Genomic DNA, 17,951 nt, shown 5'->3' with positions numbered 1-17,951 from the left:
AGTGCTCCTTAACGAGGACGGTTACGCCGTCCATCCTTCTTGTTGACCTGTACTGCCGGCACCGGCATCGCCAGCGGGACAAACTCTGTCATGACCCGGCGGTAAACCTCCCGCTTGAACGAGACGACCTGGCGTACCGGGTACCAGAAGCTGACCCAACGCCAATCGTCAAATTCAGGATGGCCATGACAGCCGAACTGGATCCGCGACTCCCTGCCCTGACCCAGTTGTAACAGGAACCATTTTTGCTTTTGGCCAATACAGACCGGTGAACTGTCCCAGCGGACAAGACGTTTGGGTAAACGATACTTTAGCCAGTTACGACTGGTGGCCAAAATGGTCACATCTTCGGGCTTGAGGCCAATCTCCTCATACAGCTCTCGATACATGGCCTGCTCTGGCGTTTCACCATCATCAACTCCCCCCTGCGGAAACTGCCAGGAGTGCTGCCCATAGCGTTTAGCCCACAACACTTGTCCTTCACGGTTACAGATCACGATACCGACATTGGGACGAAATCCGTCGCCATCAATCACGTGATCACCTTATAAAGGCTGAATCTATAAGGAGATTGTTCCACATTCACTCCGTGGCAGCAAACAGGGAGTGAATCCCCTGTTTCATGAATAACTTTCCATTTCAAACATAGTTATAAACAAATTCAACGATCCTCCCGCCCAAGTTGCCCACCCAGACTGTGCATAAAGCTGTTAGCAAACGGGTATATACAGTACTTTTTGACGATAACAAAAAAACGCCAGCCTGTTCCACCACGCCATAGGAATACAAAAAAACAATTAATATACATAGACTTAAACTATAAAAACCGGCGTTTTATCCCTCGCATCATCCATGCAGGATCCACGATCCTGATTGTGAACAAGTTCAACTGTTCAAAGATCCACCGCGACCAAATTATCCACAGGAGTGGCACAGTATCTACTCGGTTAGCAGGGTAAAAATGGGGTTGCATTCACAATTTTTTGTAACATCTCAGAGACTCATCCCACTTTCATCCACTTATCCAAGATTTCTGTGGATAACTGTGTGTAACATCATGAACAAACCCTTGGACAACTATTTAGAGCTCAAGCAGTGCCAGGATCGCCACTCGATAAAATATATAAAACCCTTTAAAATCATTGTGATGAGCCAATAACCCCCAGATTCTCGGTATTTGATCTTATCCACTCTGGATCGGTTATAAAAACAGCGATCCATCTCAGGATCCTCCCCTGTTAGACTATGGCGAGCAAGATGGAGCCAAACATGCCAAGCAATCCTCAATCCGAACAGGAGTTATTGAGCCGGGCCTACGCCATGGCTGGCTTCACGCTGGCACAACTGGCCGCAGAAGCTGGCGTCGCCGTGCCCAGAGATCTGCGTCGTGACAAGGGGTGGGTCGGTCAGTTGATCGAGCTGCAACTAGGCGCCAGCGCAGGGAGCAGGCCGGAGCAGGACTTCCCGGACCTCGGCATCGAGCTCAAGACGATCCCCATCGATCCTCAGGGCAAACCGCTGGAGACCACCTTCGTCTGCGTTGCCCCACTGATCGGTGTCAGCGGTCAACACTGGGAGGAGTCCAACGTGCGCAACAAGCTCTCCCGGGTACTGTGGATCCCGGTGGAAGGCAGCAGGGAGATCCCGGTTGGCGAGCGGCGGGTCGGCATGCCGCTGATGTGGAGCCCGAATGAAGAGGAAGATCGGCTTCTGCGCCAAGACTGGGAAGAGCTGATGGACATGATAGTGCTGGGGGAAGTGGAGCAGATCAGCGCTCGCCACGGCCAGGTGATGCAGCTGCGCCCCAAGGCTGCCAACAATAAGGCACTGACTCGCGCCATCGGCCGCGATGGTCAACCCATCATGACCCTGCCTCGGGGCTTCTATCTCAAGATCGACTTCACCCACAGCCTGCTGCAACGCTATTTTGCCTTGCCGACTTGATCTGCCTTATCAACATCTTTGTCATATGGTGGTATAAAAATAGTCAGGAGCCATTTTTAACTCACAGACAAGGAGGCGTCATGCCACTGATCAAACAGTTTTTGAAGTCCAAGCCCGAGGTCAAGGTGACCTTTGCCGTAGAGAAAGAGGCTGCCGCAGGCGCGGAGCAGGTGATGCTGATTGGCGAGTTCACCCAGTGGCAACCGGTCGAGTTGAAACGCATGAAGAGCGGCGAGTTCAAAGCCACTCTCAATCTGCCAACCGACGGCCCGGGTTACTTCGAATATTGCTACCAGCTCATCACGCCGGCAGGGGAAACTCTCTACGAAAATGACTGGGAAGCGGATGACTATGTGCCTGGCCCCTTCGGGCGCGACAACTCGGTGGTACGCGTCATCCAATAGAGACTCAACCCAAGAACCGGATACAAAAAAGGCTCGCCATTGGCGAGCCTTTTCACTACCTGTCGAGCTATTTGCCGACATATCGACACTAATTCGAATCGAATTAGTTGAGCTTCTCTTTGATACGAGCAGCTTTACCGGACAGGTTGCGCAGGTAGTACAGTTTGGCGCGGCGAACATCACCACGACGCTTCAGTTCTACACTGTGGATCAGCGGAGAGTGAGTCTGGAATACACGCTCAACACCTTCGCCGTTGGAGATCTTGCGAACGGTGAAAGCAGAGTGCAGACCGCGGTTACGCTTGGCAATAACGATGCCTTCGAAAGCCTGCAGACGCTCTTTGCCACCTTCTTTAACACGCACTTGAACACGTACGGTGTCGCCCTGGGCAAAAGCCGGGATGTCGGTACGCAGTTGCTCTTGTTCAAGCTGCTGAATAATCTTGCTCATTGTCTTTCCTTACCTAGGATAAACTGAAAACTCTACTTAACGCTGTCACGCACTTCGCGGACATACTCGGCAAGAAGTGATTCTTGCTCGTCAGTCAGAGCTAGGTTGTTAATAAGTTCCGGCCTTCTTTGCCAGGTTCGTCCGAGCGATTGCTTGAGACGCCAGCGTCGAATCACTTCGTGATTGCCGCTTGTCAGCGCCTCGGGCACTGCCAATCCATCCAACACCTCTGGCCGAGTGTAGTGGGGATGATCCAGCAAGCCATCCGTGAAGGAGTCCTGCTCGGCACTGGCCTGATCACCCAAGACCCCGGGGACCAGACGCGAAACCGCATCGATCAGGGTCATGGCAGGCAACTCGCCACCACTTAACACGTAATCCCCGATAGACCACTCTTCGTCGACTTCGGTTTGTATCACGCGTTCATCGATACCTTCGTATCGACCGGCTACCAGAATCAGTTTCTGATTCGTCGCCAGCTCGGTTACGCCCGCTTGAGTCAGCTTGCGTCCCTGAGGGGAGAGATAGATGACTTTCGCCCCGTCTCCCGCCGCTTGCTTGGCTGCATGAATCGCGTCACGCAGCGGCTGAACCATCATTAACATGCCGGGCCCACCACCATAAGGACGATCATCGACCGTACGGTGTTTGTCGTAGGTAAACTCCCGGGGGTTCCAGCACTCAATCTGCAGCAGGCCACTCTTGACGGCCCGACCCGTTACCCCGTGCTCGGTAATGGCTCGGAACATTTCAGGGAAGAGGCTAATCACCCCAATCCACATAAGAAACCTCCGGCACCCGTGTTAGCGCGGGAAACTAGAAACCAGGATCCCAATCAACTTCGATTGTTCGAGCAGTCAGATCAATACTCTTGATCACCTGCTCTTCCAGGAACGGAATCAACCGCTCCTTTGCACCAAAGGCATCTTTTACATTGGCCTCAACCACCAACACATCGTTGGAGCCGGTTTCCATCAATTCGGTCACCTTGCCCAGGTCGTATCCCTTGGTGGTCATCACGGAGCAACCAATCAGGTCACGCCAGTAGAACTCACCTTCAGGCAACGCAGGCAATAGATCGGCGGGTACGCCAATCTCGACATTGGTCAATGCCAGGGCATCTTCGCGCACATCGATACCATCGAGTTTGCAGATCAGACCCTTGTTGTGACGCTTCCAGGCCGAGACCTTGAGTTCACGCCACACCCCGTTCTGACTAATCAGCCAGGGGTTGTAATCGAAAATCGCTTCGGCAACATCGGTGAAGGAGTTCACTTTAAGCCAACCCTTGATGCCATAAACGGTACCCAGGGTGCCCAGAACTATAGGTTTTTCCACCTTAACTCCTTACCGTTTGGCTGATTAAGCAGCTTTAGCAGCGTCTTTGATCAGCTTGGCAACGCGGTCAGAAACAGCGGCACCAGTAGCAACCCAATGCTCGATACGAGCCAGGTCCAGGTTCAGCTTTTCGGCAGAACCAGAAGCAACCGGGTTGAAGAAACCAACGCGCTCGATGAAGCGGCCGTCACGGGCGCAACGGCTGTCAGAAACTACTACCTGGTAAAACGGACGCTTTTTCGCGCCACCACGTTGTAAACGAATGGTTACCATATCGTCCTCATTAACATCTAATGAACAAGGCCCGCAAACACGCGGACCCTAGCTTAAAATAAGCCGCGTAATTCTACTTGGATTCGTAATAATTGCAACCAAGCCAGCCATTTTTTGCGCAGAACAGCAATGAAAAAGGGCCTGCCACCGCAGACCCCCATAAACCCACAGGCCGGATCAGAACGGACCGCGACCGCCACCGAAACCTGGGGGCATCATGTTCTTCATCTGACTCATCATCTTGCGCATGCCGCCCTTGCCGGACATCTTCTTCATCATGCGCTGCATCTCGGTGAACTGCTTGAGCAGCTTGTTCACGTCCTGCACCTGCATGCCGGAGCCTGCGGCGATACGGCGTTTGCGGGATCCCTTGATAAGGTCAGGGTGAGCACGCTCCTTGGGCGTCATGGAGCTGATGATGGCTTCCATCCGCACGGTAAGCTTGTCATCCATCTGATCTTTCACATTATCCGGCAAGCCGGACATGCCGGGCAGCTTGTCGAGCATCCCCATCATGCCGCCCATGTTGCGCATCTGGGCCAGCTGCTCGCGGAAGTCTTCCAGATCAAAGCCCTTGCCACTCTTGACCTTGTCGGCCAGCTTGGCGGCTTTCTCTTTATCAACGTTGCGCTCTACTTCCTCGATAAGCGACAGCACATCGCCCATGCCGAGAATGCGGGAGGCGAGACGATCCGGGTGGAATGGTTCCAGCGCATCGGTCTTCTCGCCCATACCGATAAATTTGACCGGCTTGCCGGTGATGTGGCGCACCGACAACGCGGCACCACCACGGGCATCACCGTCCGCTTTGGTGAGGATCACGCCGGTGAGCGGCAATGCCTCGTTGAACGCCTTGGCGGTGTTGGCGGCATCCTGACCGGTCATGGCATCAACCACGAACAGGGTTTCGACCGGCTTGATGGTGGCGTGCAGATGCTGGATCTCGGCCATCATCACACTGTCGACGTGCAGACGACCGGCGGTATCGACGATCACCACGTCATAGAACTTCTTGCGCGCCTGATCGATGGCGGCAGTGGCAATGTCGACCGGCTTCTGGCTGGCATCGCTCGGGAAGAAATCAACGCCGATGTCGCTGGCCAGGGTCTCCAGCTGTTTGATCGCCGCAGGGCGATAAACGTCGGCACTGACCACCAGCACCTTCTTCTTGCTGCGCTCTTTGAGCAGCTTGGCCAGTTTGCCGACCGTGGTGGTCTTACCGGCACCCTGCAGACCGGCCATGAGGATGATGGCGGGCGGCTGGGCAGCCAGGTTGAGCTGCTCGTTGGCCTCCCCCATCACGGTGACCAGCTCACCGTGCACAATCTTGATGAATGCCTGGCCCGGGCTCAGGGATTTGGCCACTTCCTGCCCGACGGCGCGCTCTTTGACGCGCGCCACGAAATCACGCACTACCGGCAGGGCGACATCCGCCTCGAGCAGCGCCATGCGGACTTCGCGCAGGGTTTCCTTGATGTTGTCTTCGGTCAGGCGACCACGGCCACTGACATTGCGCAAGGTGCGCGAGAGTCGTTCAGTCAAATTCTCAAACATGACGGATTCCGGTTCTTGGCGTAATAAATTGGGGGCATTATAACCCAGAGCGGGCGCGAGGACGATTATTCACCGCACGGCAGCAATAGGGATCTTCTCCCTATATATGGGCAGATCGGCCGTTGCACAACTGGCGAGCACTTCATGTGCAAGGTATACTGCCCCTCTTACCCTCAAAAGCTTGTGTAACAACGACCTGGTTATGATCGTAATCTCTGTTCTGGCCCTGGCGTTCTATCTGCTGGCCATCATCGCCTCCCTGCATCTGTTACTGAGCGCCAAGCCGGTGGGACAGCGCTCCCTGTTTGCCTGTATCGGATTGGCCCTGATCGCCCATGCCAGCTCCCTGGGTTCAGAAATCCTGCAAGGGACTGGCCAAAACCTGAGCATGCTTAACGTTGCCTCGCTGGTGAGTCTGATCATCAGTTGTTTCATGAGCTGTATCACGCGCCGCTTCAACGGCTGGATACTGCTGCCGGTGGTATACAGTTTCTCGGCCCTGCTGCTGGCCGCCAGCGCCCTGATCCCGGGGCGTTACATCACCCATCTTGAGGCCCATCCCCAGCTGTTGCTGCATATCGGCCTCGCGTTGATGGCCTACTCGGTATTGATGATCGCCTGTCTGTTTGCACTGCAGCTTGCCTGCCTGAATAAACAGCTTAAATCGAGAAAAATCAGCAATCTGCCAGCCATGCCGCCGCTAATGACAGTGGAGAAACGGCTGTTCCAGCTGATCTCTGCCGGGGTACTGCTGCTGACCCTCTCCATCGCCTCCGGACTCTTCTTTCTTGAAGACATGTTCGCCCAGGGCAAATCTCACAAGACGGTGCTCTCGATCCTGGCCTGGTGCGTCTACGTGCTACTGCTGTGGGGCCATCACACCTATGGCTGGCGCGGCCGCAAAGTAATCACCCTGAGCCTCATTGGCAGCTTCATCCTTACCCTCGCCTACTTTGGCAGCCGCTTCGTCAAAGAAGTGCTACTGAGCTGACCCTCTCTTTATTTTCGTCACACCATCCAACAGGAGCCCTTTTTGGACAGCATCTCAACGAGCACATTACTGATTGTTCTCGTTATTTTGATCCTCTTATCCGCCTTCTTCTCCAGTTCCGAAACTGGCCTGATGTCCATCAACCGCTACAAACTCCGGCATTTAGCCCAAACCAAACATAAAGGCGCACGCCGCGTCGAGAAAATGCTGGCCCGCCCCGATCGTCTGCTGGGGTTGATCCTGATCGGCAACAATCTGGTCAACATTCTCGCCTCCGCCATCGCCACCATCGTCTGTATTCGGCTGTTTGGTGATCTCGGGGTCGCCATCGCCACCTTCGGCCTGACCCTAGTGGTACTGGTGTTTGGTGAAGTGACCCCCAAGACGCTGGCAGCCATGTATCCGGAAAAAATTGCCTATCCGGCCTCCTGGATCCTCAAAGGTCTGATGGTGCCACTGTCGCCGCTGGTCTGGCTGATCAATGGCATCACCAGCGGTCTGCTCAAGATGCTGAAGATCACCCCCAACAAGAATGACTCCCTCAACACCGAAGAGCTGCGCACCATAGTCAACGAGGCGGGCAGCCTGATACCGCAACGTCATCAGGAGATGCTGATCAGCATCCTGGATCTCGACAAGATGCTGGTCGAAGACATCATGGTGCCGCGCAGCGATATCTACGCCATCGACATCAACGATGACTGGAAAACCATACTGCGCCAGCTGGCTCACTGTGCCCACACCAAGATCCTGCTCTATCGCGACAATATCGACGATGTTGTCGGCTTTTTGCACGCTCGCGATGCCCTGCGGCTGATGGCGAGGGATCAGTTCAACAAGTCGAGTCTATTACGGGAAGTGGATGAAATTTATTTCATTCCGGAAGGGACGCCCCTCAACGTGCAACTGGCCAAGTTCCAGCGCAACAAGGAGCGGATTGGCCTGATTGTCGATGAGTATGGCGATATTCAGGGCTTAATCACTCTGGATGACATCTTGGAAGAGATTGTGGGTGACTTCACCACCTCCATGACACCGGCACCCAGCGACGAGATCCACCCCCAGCCGGACGGCACGTTTCTGGTGGAAGGCTCTGCCAGCATCCGCGAGCTGAACAAGGAGATGAACTGGCATCTGCCCATCGACGGGCCACGAACCCTCAACGGTCTGATCCTCGAATATCTGGAGGAGATCCCCCAACCCAACATCGGGCTCCGGCTGGCAGGTTATCCTATCGAGATCCTCGAAGTGGAGAACAACATGGTCAAGATGGCGCGGATCATGCCGGCTTCTTACCTGGCCAAGCCAGACTCACAACATTAAAAAAGGGCTGCCGATGGCAGCCCTTTCCCATCACTCGTCCTCTTCATCCGGCTCCAGCACCAGGGTCGGGATCAACTCGCCGAACACCTTCTGCAACTCGTCACGGTTGGCCAGCAAGTCTTGCAGGGTGTAGCTGTCCATCACCGCCAGAAAAGCATCCATCGCCTCTCGCAGCGCACTCTTGAGCAAACAGACCGAGACGATGTGACAAACGGGCGAGCCGCAGTCGATCCCGTCCAGATTGCCTTCCAGCGCCCGGATCACCTGCCCGACATTGATGGTGGCCGGATCGCAAGCCATGCGAATACCGCCATTCTTGCCCCGCTGGGATTGCAGATAGCCCAGCTTCACCAGCTGATTGACTACCTTCACCATGTGGTTGCGAGAAACGCCATACAAGGCCGATACCTTGGCAACGCTCGACAACTCCCCTTCCGGCAGGGTGGCCAGATAGAGCAGGGCTCTCAATCCGAAATCTGTATAACTGGTTAGTCTCATAAAACCTGATTAGCGCGATGCGAAAAGTGGAGTATTGATTCAAATCAAATAAACATCTAGGATGCCACTTATTAAATGACATTTTATATGTTCAATTAGAACGAGGCCCCTATGCTAGATCAAACCACAGTTGCCGTCATCAAAAGCACCATTCCGCTGCTCGAATCGGCAGGTCCTGCCCTCACCCAGCACTTCTACCAACGGATGTTCAGCCATAACCCTGAGCTGAAAGATATCTTCAACCTGGCCCATCAACGCAGTGGCGGCCAGCCGCTGGCGCTGTTCAATACGGTCGCCGCGTATGCCAAGAATATCGACAATCTGGGGGCGCTCGCCGGTGCGGTCGAGCGGATTGCGCACAAACATACCGGATTCCTGATCCAGCCGGAACAATATCACATTGTAGGTAGTCATCTCTTGGCCACGCTCAAAGAATTGGGCGGAAGTGCGGTCACCGACGAGGTGCTGGAGGCATGGGGCAAGGCCTATGGCGTGCTGGCCGACATCTTCATCGGCCGCGAGCGGGAGATCTATCAGGAGAAGGCCAATCAGGATGGCGGCTGGCAAGGTACACGCAGTTTCATCATCAAGGAGAAGCGGGCCGAGAGCGCGCTCATCACCTCCTTCCTGCTGGCGCCGGAAGATGGCAAGCCGGTACTGGCCTTCAAAGCGGGCCAATACCTCAGCGTCAAGCTGGTTCACCCCGAGCTCGAATATCAGGAGATCCGCCAATACTCCCTCTCCGATGCACCCAACGGGCAGGATTACCGCATCAGCGTCAAGCGCGAGCCACAGGGTCAGGTCTCCAACCTGCTGCACGATCACCTGCAGGCGGGCGACAAGATCGAGGTGATGCCCCCCACTGGCGACTTCTACCTGAAAGCCGACAGCCATACCCCGGTGGTACTGCTCTCCGCCGGTGTCGGTGTGACGCCGATGATGAGCATGCTCAACCAATTGCTGACAAGCAGCCATCAGGCCGACCTCACCTGGCTGCACGCCTGCGAACAGGGCGCTGTGCACGCCTTCAGGGAGGATATTCAGCACAAGTCACTCCAGCATCCCAACTTGCTGAGCCGGGTCTGGTATCGGGAGCCGGAGGCCAGTGACTTACTGGGCGAAGATTACGACCTTGCTGGCACCATGGAGCTGACCGCAGTGAAGGAGCGCATCACACCGCAGGCCCACTACTACTTCTGCGGCCCGCTCGGTTTCATGCAGGAGGTGAAGCGACAGCTGATTGAGGCCGGGATCCCCGCAAGCCAGCTTCATTACGAAGTTTTTGGCCCCCATCAAGATCTCTAAGGCGCGGGCAGCCATATAACAGAGGGAGGTTGCGGCCTGTCATGGCACGGCGGCTGGAACCGGACCCACAGATGCAGATCTGTGGGTCATTTTTTTGGATCAGTGCATCGCCTTGGCGCGGGCCACCACGTTGGCAGGCATCCGGTTACCAAGACGGCTGAGCAGACTCGCCGCCTTCTGGTGCAGCGCCTGGTCACCGATGACGGAGCCATGGAGCCAGCGGTAGGCATCCTCATAATCGAGCGGACTGCCCATCCCCTGCAGCAGCATCTCGACCCACTCGATGCGGGCCCGCAGAAAACCGAGGCTGGCCGCCTCGCGCATCAGAGTCTCGGCACGCACCAGGTCCTTCTGCACCATGGTCCCCTTCCAGTAATAGCGGCCCAGCTGCTCCAGCGCAGGCGCCAACCCGTGATTGGCGGCCTCCCACAGGTATTGCACCCCGAGCTCGGCATTAGGTTTGGTACAGACGCCCCACGCCAGCATATCCCCCCACAGGAATTGATAGGCCGGGATCTTCATCACCGAGGCGCGCGCTTCGATATCCTGAGTCAGCTGACAGCGATCCTGCTTCACCTGAGTAAGATGGCGCCCCTGCTCAATCCAGTTGAGCAGTTCGTCCTGACGATAGAGCGGCACCGCCTGCAACTCGCCAGCAGCCAGAGGCGCGGGAGGCGCAACCGCAGCGGCAGGCTCCGCCGGTTGTGGCAGCGGCGCCGTCCCTTCGCCACTGCTGGCTACCGGCGTGACCGGCTCGGCCGGGAGCAAAACGGGGGCTGCCTCAGGGGGTGTGGCCGTGGCCGCAGACACGGGCGCCGTTGCCACCGCAGCACTGCTTTCGGTCGGCATCGATGCACTTACCGCTGGCGCATCGCTCGATACGGCAGCCGATACCGCCTCGGCGCCATAGAGGGGCGCAGTGAATGCACCGACAAGAACGAGAAGGGTAAGGGGTTTCATCATAAGGATCTCCTGCTGCACTCTGTTATCGGCACCAACCCCCATCCCCTTAGCCTGCGGGCAGATCTCATCAATACAAAAGGGAGCCGAAGCTCCCTTGTTGGCACGGTGGACCCGCTTATTTGACGAAATCGACACCCAGCTGGATATCGGCTTTCAGGGTAGCCAGCATGCCTTCCATCGCTTCCTGCTCGAAGGCGCTCAGCTTGCCGTAATCCAGTACGGTTTCGACGCCGTTCTTGCCCAGCAGCACCGGCTGCGCGAAGAAGGTGGCGTGCTCGCCGTTGCCTTCCACATAAGCGCACTCAACGACGCTGGCTTCGCCCTGCAGACCCTTGATAAGGGAGAGGCCGAAACGACAGGCCGCCTGACCCATGGAGAGGGTCGCAGAACCGCCACCGGCTTTGGCTTCCACCACTTCGGTACCGGCGTTCTGGATACGCTTGGTCATGGCAGCCACTTCTTCAGCAGTGAAGGAAGCGCCTTCAATCTGGGAGAGCAGCGGCAGGATAGTAACGCCACTGTGACCACCGATCACGTTGACGCGAACCTTGTCCACATTCAGCCCTTTGGCGGCAGCCACGAAGGTCTCGGCACGGATCACGTCCAGAGTGGTAATACCAAACAGGCGGCGCTTGTCATAGACACCGGCTTTCTTCAGCACTTCGGCGGCGATGGCCACAGTGGTGTTGACCGGGTTGGTGATGATGCCGATCAGTGCTTTCGGGCAAGTGACCGCGCACTTCTCGACCAGATTTTTGACGATACCGGCGTTGATGTTGAACAGGTCGGAGCGATCCATCCCCGGCTTGCGTGCCACACCGGCGGAGATCAGCACCACATCAGCGCCCACCAGAGCAGGAGTCGGATCTTCACCGCAGAAGCCCTTGATGGCGACGTCGGTAGGAATATGACTGAGGTCAACGGCTACACCCGGGGTGACCGGGGCGATGTCATACAGGCTCAGTTCGGAACCAGCCGGCAGACGATTTTTCAACAGCAGAGCGAGGGCTTGACCGATGCCACCAGCGGCACCCAGAACGGCAACTTTCATGATCAACTCCATGTTTAAGCGTAGGTTTAAGGTTGTTTATTGTTGTGGGCCCAACCTTAATTGATCCCCCTATAAAAAACAATCTGATAACAGTTGCAGTCGCGGGTTCTGTGAGCAACGAAACAAGCGGGAATAAAAAATAGGGTTAAATACAGAAAGTTGGAGGGGAAGCACAGTTTTTTTGTGCTTCCCCTTACCAATAAAGAGGTATTAAAGCAGCACTCAGGATTGAAACGCCAACGCCCGTTTTTCACACCAGCGAAAACCAATTGTTAACAATCCGTTCATCGCCAGATAAAGCCCGCCAGCTACCCCGAACACCGCCAGGGTATCGTAGGTCTGGGCATTCAACCCTTGAGCCAGCCCCATGATATCCATGATGGTGATAGTACTGGCGAGGGAACTCCCCTTGAGCACCAGGATCACCTCGTTGGAGTAGGCGGGCACCAGATGACGGGCGGCGTGGCGCACCTTCATCCAGAGGGTCTGGCCAGCCGAGAACCCCAGCGCCCGACATGCTTCTACCTCACCGGCCGGGATGGCATCGAGCGCCCCCTTGAACAGTCGGGTGGAGTAAGCCGCCGTGTTGAGACCCAGCGCCAGCACGGCGCAAAACCAGGGCTGCTTGAGCAGCGGCCAGAGCGGGCTGGCTTTCAGCCACTCGAACTGACCCGGCCCGTAGTAAATCAGGAAGATCTGAATAAGCAGCGGCGTACCAGTAAAGATCAGCACCCACAGCTGCACCAGCTGGGTCGCCACCGGCAGACGCAACTCCAGCACCCAGGTCATCAGGGCCGCCAATGCGATTCCCAGCAGCAGGCTGAACAGGGTCAGCTCCAGCGTAGTGACCAGACCGCCCAGCAAAGTGACGAGATACTCTTGCATCAGTTAGCCTCCGTAGCGGCGGGTGTAGCGGGCAGCCAGCCCGAGGCCGAACTCACTTACCAGACTGATGGCCAGATAGATAAGGGCGGCGGCGGCATACCAGGTGAATGGCTCATAAGTACTGGCCGAGGCCATCTGCGCTTGGCGCATCATCTCGTTAACCCCGATCAGCGACACCAGCGCGGTATCTTTCAGCAGCACCAGCCACTGGTTGCCAAGGCCCGGCAAGGCGTGACGCCACGCCTGCGGCAATACGATACGGAAAAAGATGTGACTCTTGCCAAGACCGAGCGCCAGCGCCGCCAGCCGTTGACCTGAAGGCACCGCATTGAGCGCCGCCCGCAGGGTCTGGGTCGCATAGCTGGCGAACAGCAGGGAGAGCGCCAACACGCCACAGGCGAACGGGCTGAACTCCACATACTCGCCGGTGATGAGGAACAGCACCTGGGTCGAGCCGAAGTAGATGAACAGCACCACCAGCAACTCGGGCAGGCCACGGATCAGCGTGGTCAGAGTGGCCACCGGCCACAACAGCGCACGCTGTTTGCTGAGCTCGGCGGCACTGAACGCCAGTGCCAATACCATGCCCCCGACCAGTGATGCCAAGGCCAGCCCGAGGGTCATCCAGGCTGCATCCAACAACAGGCTCAACATGGCTTACTGCGCGAAGTATTTGTCGAAGATTTTCTGATAGGTGCCGTTGGCCTTGATCTCGGCCAGCCCCTTGTTCAGCTGAGTCAGCAGCTCCTGGTTGCCCTTGGCGACCGCGATGCCAAAGCCGGTACCGAAGTACTTGGCATCGGTCACCGGCGTACCCACCACCGCATACTCCTTGTGCTGCTTCAGCCAGTCAGCAGCAACCGCGGTATCGGCAAACACGCCGTCGGTACGGCCATTCATCATGTCGAGGAAGGCGCTCTGGTAGCTGGCGTACGGCACGGTCAGCAGACCCTTGCTCACCCAGTTATCCACCAGATAGGACTGGTGAGAGGTACCGTTCTGCACACCGACGGTCTTGTCGACCATCTCTTCCGGCCCCTTGAAGGCATCTTTCTTGGCCACAAATACCGCCGAGTTCTCGTAGTAGATGTCGGAGAAATCGACCTGAGCGGAGCGCTCCGGGGTCACGTCCATGGCGGCGATGGCGGCATCGTAGCGACGGAATTTCAGGCTGGGGATCAGGCTGTCAAAGGCCTGGTTGTGGAAGCTGCACTCCAGCTTGGCCTGCTCGCAGATAGCACGAGCCAGATCGATGTCAAAACCCTGAAACTCGTTCTTGTCATCCAGGTATTCGAACGGCGCGTAGGTGGCCTCGGTGGCGAACTTGATCTCTTTGGCCATGACGGTGGTACTCAACAGACCCATGGCAGCAACCAACAACAGACTCTTTTTCATGACAGCTTCCTTATCGATTCAATATCAATGCATCAAGAATTCGGCAAACCGGCTGGTTTGCGGGGATTGGAAAATGGCGGCGGTGCCGGATTCGATGATCCGCCCCTTCTCCAGATAAATCACCTGACTGGCCACCTTGCGGGCAAAATCGACCTCGTGGGTCACCACCACCTGGGTAATGCCGGTCTGGCTCAGGTTGCGGATGATCTCGGCCACCTCTTTGGTGATCTCGGGATCCAGCGCCGCAGTCGGTTCGTCAAACAGCAGCACTTCCGGGTCCATCATCAGGGTACGGGCAATGGCTACCCGCTGTTGCTGGCCGCCGGATAAACGGGCAGGCCAGGCATCGCGCTTGTCCGCCAGTTGCAGCTGGGCCAGCAGATAGGCCCCCTTCTCGATGGCGGCCTCCTTGCTCATGCCGAGCACCTTGACCGGCGCTTCAATCAGATTCTCCATCACAGTGAGATGTGGCCAGAGATTGTACTGCTGGAACACCATGCCCACCTTGCGACGCAGCAGTTGGGACTGGCGGTTGAATTCGGCAGCAGAGAGGGAGTTCGGGAAAGAAAATTCACTTTCGCCAATCCGCAGAACACCCGCATCCGGGGTGTCCAGCAGGTTCATCATCCGTAGCAGGGAACTCTTGCCAGCACCGCTTGGGCCCAGCAACACCAAGGTTTCACCGGGAGATGTCCGAAAGCTGACCTGTTGCAGAACCGGCACCTTGTGCCAGGATTTCTCGATACCTATTAATTCAATACCCATACAGCCCAATTGAATAAGTTTTCAAAATTTCATCCCGATTCTATCCCTAATGAAGGTCGATGCAAGCCATTTTTGAATCAATATGCAGAACAAGCGCCGCTTCCTTGCAAAAAACGGCATATGAATGCAAAATGGCCTCGCTGTTCGTATCTGCCGCCTGTGTCGCACAGGCCGCCACACCTCCTCATTCGTGAGACCAAGATGAAACACAACGACAAGCAAGAAAAACTGGCCAAGGCCTTTAAAGCCTTGCTGAAAGAAGAGCGCTTTGGCTCCCAGGCAGAAATCGTCACCGCTCTGCAAGAGCTGGGCTTCGAGAACATCAATCAGTCCAAGGTATCGCGCATGCTGAGCCGCTTCGGCGCCGTTCGCACCCGCAACGCCAAGATGGAGATGGTCTACTGCCTGCCGGTGGAACTGGGCGTGCCCACCACCTCCAGCCCGCTCAAGAATCTGGTGCTGGATGTCGACCACAACGGCGCGCTGGTAGTAATCCACACCAGCCCGGGCGCGGCCCAGCTGATCGCCCGCCTGCTCGACTCTCTCGGTAAGGCAGAAGGGATCCTCGGCACCATCGCTGGTGATGACACCATCTTCATCACCCCGACCAGCGACACCGATATCGAAGAGCTCTACCTCTCAGCTCTCGAGCTGTTCGAACAGACTCCGTAATGGCCGCCACCGCGTCATAGCGGTCACGCCAGAACGAAAAATCCCGGCCAAGGCCGGGATTTTTGTTTTGTGCATTTTCGTCAGGCGAGCTTATTTACCCTGCGCCATCAAAAAACCTTCCGATGGGGCGAAGAAAGCCGCGCCGGTCACTGCCTTAGTGAAGCGCAGCAGGTGGTCGAAGTGGCTGCCCTCCCCCTTGTACATGCTGGCCAGCATGGCGTTGAAGTGCTGCTGAGTGCGGCAGCAAGAGATGAAGTAGAGCCCCTGCTCGCTCAGGGTGCCCCAAGGCATGCTCTGGCGCAGGATCTCCATGGACTCCCCTTTCGGCGTCTTGAGGTTGACCCGCTTGATGTGGGCGGTCAGCGGCTTGGCAGCAGACTCATACTCGATGTTGTCGGGCTTGGTGCGACCGATAATGTCTTCCTGCTCTTTTTGCGCCAGCTTCTCCCAGTCGCGCATGGCATGGACCCAGCGCTGGACGTGGATGTAAGAGCCACCGGCAAACTCGCCTTCCGCCAGCAGCGCCACTTCGGCGCGGTGCTCATCCTGCGGGTTCTCGGTGCCATCGACGAAACCGGTCAGGTCACGGCAATCCAGGTTGCGGAAACCGCGCACCTCTTCGGCCAGCTCCACCAGTCCGGCCAGCAGCGCCATCACGCGGTGACCGGCGTGGTGCAGCACGTCCACCCGATCGGCACGCAGCTGCACGAAGAGATCAAACGGGGTGTTGGGGGCTTCCTGACCGTTGGCGGATTGCGCCATAAAGCCACGGAACTGGGGCGGACGGGCAGCAGGATAGAGACCATCCCAGGTGTCGGCGCCAACGGCGACCAGGCCGCTGAACCCGGCATCGGGGAAATCGGCGGCCACCGCCTGCCACAGGGCGGGCAACTTGGCCAGACGGCCGACCAGTTCGGCGGCATCGCCAGTGCGATTGAACATCAGATAGAGGGCGTGCAGATTTGGCTCTGCGCAGATCCCGGCTTGGGCTTTCATATATCTCTCCCCTGAGTAGGCGTTAGCGTTACGGGCTATTTGCGTTGCGCGATTATAAACCAGAGTTGTTCCAGTTCTTTGATTTCACGACGATATCACGCGTTCAGGGCAAAGGGCCAAACAACACTAGTCCATGGGGGGCGACCTTGATGCGGGCCCGCATCCCTGCAAGGGGCTCGCCAATGCTCGCCTCAAACCGCAGCTCGCCACACTCGAACAGCACCCGGCAGTGATGGCCGAGGAACTGCTGCTCCACCACCTTGAGCTCGCCATCTGCGGCGCTCTCCAGCAACAGCTGCTGGGGTCTGAGCATCAGTTGCAACTGCTCGCCCACCACGCGACCATGAGGCTCGCTGCCACAGATGACCCCGAGCGCCGTCTGCACACAGTGGCTGTCCACCACCTCGGCGGCCAGATAGTTGACCCCGCCGAGAAACTCCGCCACGAAGCGGTTTTGCGGGCGGCGATAGAGCTGCTCCGGCTGACCCACCTGCTCGATATGACCAGAGCGAAACAGGGCCAGCCGATCGGCGAAGGCGAAGGCCTCCTCCTTGCTGTGGCTGACGAAGATGGCGCCGATCCCCTGCTGCTTGAGCAGGGCGCGGATCTCGAGGATCAACTTCATCCGCACCTGGGTATCGATGTTGGAGAAGGGCTCATCCAGCAGCATCAGATGCGGCTTGCACACCAATGCCCGGGCGATGGCCACCCGCTGCTGCTGACCGCCAGAAAGCTGGTGCGGATAGCGATCCCCCAGCCCCTGCAGATTGACCAGCGCCAGCGCCTCGTCCACCTGCTGCTGGCGAGCCCGGCGATCGAGCCGGGTCAGACCGAAGCCGACGTTGTCGGCCACCGTCAGGTGGGGGAAGAGGGCGTAATCCTGAAAAATCATGCCGATATTGCGCGCCTCGGGCGGCACGCTGGCACCCGGCCCATCGAGCAGGGTCTCGCCGAGGCGAATCGTGCCCTCGGCCAGCGGCAGCAAGCCGGCGATAGCCTTGAGCAGCGTGGTTTTGCCGCAGCCACTGGCCCCCAGCAGGCAGACGATCTCGTTGTCTGCCACCGTCAGGGAGAGCTGTTCCAGCACATTGCGGCCGTTGTAACGGCAACTGACATTTTCAACCTGCAAACAAGACAAGGCTG

21 protein-coding genes are annotated in these 17,951 nt (G+C 57.2%); 6 read left to right on the top strand and 15 right to left on the bottom strand.

Annotated elements, in window-relative coordinates; translation table 11 throughout:
* Positions 1–8: 8 nt before the first annotated feature.
* The gene (gene rppH / locus CK911_RS19895) at positions 9–536 is read right to left on the bottom strand and encodes an RNA pyrophosphohydrolase (protein ID WP_042024265.1); all 528 of its coding nucleotides are present in this window, start codon (positions 534–536) and stop codon (positions 9–11) included.
* Positions 537–1,269: 733 nt separating this feature from the next.
* On the opposite strand from rppH, the gene mutH reads away from it, so the two are divergent.
* Together mutH and CK911_RS19885 are read left to right on the top strand one after the other, a co-directional pair.
* On the top strand, positions 1,270–1,944 hold the full coding sequence (gene mutH / locus CK911_RS19890; protein ID WP_098972150.1) for a DNA mismatch repair endonuclease MutH: 675 nt from the start codon (positions 1,270–1,272) through the stop codon (positions 1,942–1,944).
* Between the two features lie 80 nt (positions 1,945–2,024).
* Entirely contained in the window at positions 2,025–2,348 is a 324-nt protein-coding gene (locus tag CK911_RS19885) for an isoamylase early set domain-containing protein (protein WP_033135513.1), read from the top strand.
* A 103-nt stretch (positions 2,349–2,451) separates the two neighbouring features.
* On the opposite strand, the gene rplS is transcribed toward CK911_RS19885, so the two are convergent.
* The 5 genes from rplS to ffh all read right to left on the bottom strand — a co-directional run bounded on the left by rplS (position 2,452) and on the right by ffh (position 5,964).
* Positions 2,452–2,799 carry a 50S ribosomal protein L19 gene (rplS, locus tag CK911_RS19880; protein ID WP_005313505.1) on the bottom strand — a complete coding sequence of 116 codons (348 nt, stop codon included), beginning with the start codon at positions 2,797–2,799 and terminating at the stop codon, positions 2,452–2,454.
* A gap of 32 nt (positions 2,800–2,831) precedes the next feature.
* The gene (gene trmD, locus CK911_RS19875; RefSeq protein ID WP_098972147.1) at positions 2,832–3,581 is read right to left on the bottom strand and encodes a tRNA (guanosine(37)-N1)-methyltransferase TrmD; all 750 of its coding nucleotides are present in this window, start codon (positions 3,579–3,581) and stop codon (positions 2,832–2,834) included.
* Positions 3,582–3,615: 34 nt separating this feature from the next.
* Positions 3,616–4,137 carry a ribosome maturation factor RimM gene (gene rimM, locus CK911_RS19870; protein WP_098972145.1) on the bottom strand — a complete coding sequence of 174 codons (522 nt, stop codon included), beginning with the start codon at positions 4,135–4,137 and terminating at the stop codon, positions 3,616–3,618.
* Positions 4,138–4,161: 24 nt separating this feature from the next.
* The gene (rpsP, locus tag CK911_RS19865; protein WP_021141082.1) at positions 4,162–4,410 is read right to left on the bottom strand and encodes a 30S ribosomal protein S16; all 249 of its coding nucleotides are present in this window, start codon (positions 4,408–4,410) and stop codon (positions 4,162–4,164) included.
* Between the two features lie 177 nt (positions 4,411–4,587).
* On the bottom strand, positions 4,588–5,964 hold the full coding sequence (gene ffh, locus CK911_RS19860) for a signal recognition particle protein (RefSeq protein WP_098972143.1): 1,377 nt from the start codon (positions 5,962–5,964) through the stop codon (positions 4,588–4,590).
* A gap of 202 nt (positions 5,965–6,166) precedes the next feature.
* On the opposite strand from ffh, the gene CK911_RS19855 reads away from it, so the two are divergent.
* On the top strand, positions 6,167–6,955 hold the full coding sequence (locus CK911_RS19855) for an inner membrane protein YpjD (RefSeq protein WP_042024259.1): 789 nt from the start codon (positions 6,167–6,169) through the stop codon (positions 6,953–6,955).
* Between the two features lie 42 nt (positions 6,956–6,997).
* Positions 6,998–8,278, top strand: a complete 1,281-nt coding sequence (locus CK911_RS19850) for an HlyC/CorC family transporter (protein ID WP_098972141.1) — start codon at positions 6,998–7,000, stop codon at positions 8,276–8,278.
* Positions 8,279–8,308: 30 nt separating this feature from the next.
* Here CK911_RS19850 and CK911_RS19845 read toward each other — a convergent pair whose 3' ends face one another.
* Positions 8,309–8,776, bottom strand: a complete 468-nt coding sequence (locus tag CK911_RS19845; protein ID WP_042024256.1) for an Rrf2 family transcriptional regulator — start codon at positions 8,774–8,776, stop codon at positions 8,309–8,311.
* A gap of 111 nt (positions 8,777–8,887) precedes the next feature.
* Between CK911_RS19845 and hmpA the strand changes: the two genes are divergently transcribed.
* Complete coding sequence (gene hmpA / locus CK911_RS19840) at positions 8,888–10,081, top strand: NO-inducible flavohemoprotein (RefSeq protein WP_098972139.1); 1,194 nt, start codon at positions 8,888–8,890, stop codon at positions 10,079–10,081.
* A gap of 99 nt (positions 10,082–10,180) precedes the next feature.
* Here the strand turns inward: hmpA and CK911_RS19835 are convergent, their stop codons facing one another.
* The 6 genes from CK911_RS19835 to CK911_RS19810 all read right to left on the bottom strand — a co-directional run bounded on the left by CK911_RS19835 (position 10,181) and on the right by CK911_RS19810 (position 15,140).
* Positions 10,181–10,792, bottom strand: coding sequence for a tetratricopeptide repeat protein (locus CK911_RS19835; protein ID WP_098972826.1), 612 nt, complete (start codon positions 10,790–10,792; stop codon positions 10,181–10,183).
* A 367-nt stretch (positions 10,793–11,159) separates the two neighbouring features.
* Positions 11,160–12,095: a malate dehydrogenase gene (gene mdh / locus CK911_RS19830; protein ID WP_098972137.1), complete on the bottom strand. Its 936-nt coding sequence runs from the start codon at positions 12,093–12,095 to the stop codon at positions 11,160–11,162.
* Positions 12,096–12,317: 222 nt separating this feature from the next.
* Complete coding sequence (artM, locus tag CK911_RS19825) at positions 12,318–12,980, bottom strand: arginine ABC transporter permease ArtM (protein WP_068977372.1); 663 nt, start codon at positions 12,978–12,980, stop codon at positions 12,318–12,320.
* Between the two features lie 3 nt (positions 12,981–12,983).
* Positions 12,984–13,634: an arginine ABC transporter permease ArtQ gene (artQ, locus tag CK911_RS19820; RefSeq protein WP_098972135.1), complete on the bottom strand. Its 651-nt coding sequence runs from the start codon at positions 13,632–13,634 to the stop codon at positions 12,984–12,986.
* A gap of 3 nt (positions 13,635–13,637) precedes the next feature.
* Positions 13,638–14,375: a transporter substrate-binding domain-containing protein gene (locus CK911_RS19815; protein WP_098972133.1), complete on the bottom strand. Its 738-nt coding sequence runs from the start codon at positions 14,373–14,375 to the stop codon at positions 13,638–13,640.
* A 24-nt stretch (positions 14,376–14,399) separates the two neighbouring features.
* Positions 14,400–15,140 carry an ATP-binding cassette domain-containing protein gene (locus tag CK911_RS19810; protein WP_005357971.1) on the bottom strand — a complete coding sequence of 247 codons (741 nt, stop codon included), beginning with the start codon at positions 15,138–15,140 and terminating at the stop codon, positions 14,400–14,402.
* Between the two features lie 201 nt (positions 15,141–15,341).
* Between CK911_RS19810 and argR the strand changes: the two genes are divergently transcribed.
* On the top strand, positions 15,342–15,812 hold the full coding sequence (gene argR / locus CK911_RS19805) for a transcriptional regulator ArgR (protein WP_005340378.1): 471 nt from the start codon (positions 15,342–15,344) through the stop codon (positions 15,810–15,812).
* A 90-nt stretch (positions 15,813–15,902) separates the two neighbouring features.
* Here argR and CK911_RS19800 read toward each other — a convergent pair whose 3' ends face one another.
* Positions 15,903–16,808, bottom strand: coding sequence for a Dyp-type peroxidase (locus CK911_RS19800; protein WP_098972131.1), 906 nt, complete (start codon positions 16,806–16,808; stop codon positions 15,903–15,905).
* A 103-nt stretch (positions 16,809–16,911) separates the two neighbouring features.
* Entirely contained in the window at positions 16,912–17,946 is a 1,035-nt protein-coding gene (locus CK911_RS19795) for an ABC transporter ATP-binding protein (protein WP_098972128.1), read from the bottom strand.
* Between the last annotated feature and the right edge of the window lie 5 nt (positions 17,947–17,951).

The organism is Aeromonas sp. CU5 (assembly GCF_002586745.1).
GTDB classification, from domain to species: Bacteria; Pseudomonadota; Gammaproteobacteria; order Enterobacterales; family Aeromonadaceae; genus Aeromonas; species Aeromonas sobria.
This window is presented reverse-complemented; position numbering and strand designations above follow the sequence as displayed.

What these genes read in the sequence shown, in the direction of transcription:
- trmD (WP_098972147.1), bottom strand. Translation starts at nt 3,581, where the DNA reads ATGTGGATTGGGGTGATTAGCCTCTTCCCTGAAATGTTCCGAGCCATT.
- argR (WP_005340378.1), top strand. Translation starts at nt 15,342, where the DNA reads ATGAAACACAACGACAAGCAAGAAAAACTGGCCAAGGCCTTTAAAGCC.
- rplS (WP_005313505.1), bottom strand. Translation starts at nt 2,799, where the DNA reads ATGAGCAAGATTATTCAGCAGCTTGAACAAGAGCAACTGCGTACCGAC.
- rpsP (WP_021141082.1), bottom strand. Translation starts at nt 4,410, where the DNA reads ATGGTAACCATTCGTTTACAACGTGGTGGCGCGAAAAAGCGTCCGTTT.
- CK911_RS19810 (WP_005357971.1), bottom strand. Translation starts at nt 15,140, where the DNA reads ATGGGTATTGAATTAATAGGTATCGAGAAATCCTGGCACAAGGTGCCG.
- CK911_RS19855 (WP_042024259.1), top strand. Translation starts at nt 6,167, where the DNA reads ATGATCGTAATCTCTGTTCTGGCCCTGGCGTTCTATCTGCTGGCCATC.
- CK911_RS19815 (WP_098972133.1), bottom strand. Translation starts at nt 14,375, where the DNA reads ATGAAAAAGAGTCTGTTGTTGGTTGCTGCCATGGGTCTGTTGAGTACC.
- CK911_RS19800 (WP_098972131.1), bottom strand. Translation starts at nt 16,808, where the DNA reads ATGAAAGCCCAAGCCGGGATCTGCGCAGAGCCAAATCTGCACGCCCTC.
- hmpA (WP_098972139.1), top strand. Translation starts at nt 8,888, where the DNA reads ATGCTAGATCAAACCACAGTTGCCGTCATCAAAAGCACCATTCCGCTG.
- artM (WP_068977372.1), bottom strand. Translation starts at nt 12,980, where the DNA reads ATGCAAGAGTATCTCGTCACTTTGCTGGGCGGTCTGGTCACTACGCTG.
- CK911_RS19885 (WP_033135513.1), top strand. Translation starts at nt 2,025, where the DNA reads ATGCCACTGATCAAACAGTTTTTGAAGTCCAAGCCCGAGGTCAAGGTG.
- mutH (WP_098972150.1), top strand. Translation starts at nt 1,270, where the DNA reads ATGCCAAGCAATCCTCAATCCGAACAGGAGTTATTGAGCCGGGCCTAC.
- CK911_RS19845 (WP_042024256.1), bottom strand. Translation starts at nt 8,776, where the DNA reads ATGAGACTAACCAGTTATACAGATTTCGGATTGAGAGCCCTGCTCTAT.
- mdh (WP_098972137.1), bottom strand. Translation starts at nt 12,095, where the DNA reads ATGAAAGTTGCCGTTCTGGGTGCCGCTGGTGGCATCGGTCAAGCCCTC.
- ffh (WP_098972143.1), bottom strand. Translation starts at nt 5,964, where the DNA reads ATGTTTGAGAATTTGACTGAACGACTCTCGCGCACCTTGCGCAATGTC.
- artQ (WP_098972135.1), bottom strand. Translation starts at nt 13,634, where the DNA reads ATGTTGAGCCTGTTGTTGGATGCAGCCTGGATGACCCTCGGGCTGGCC.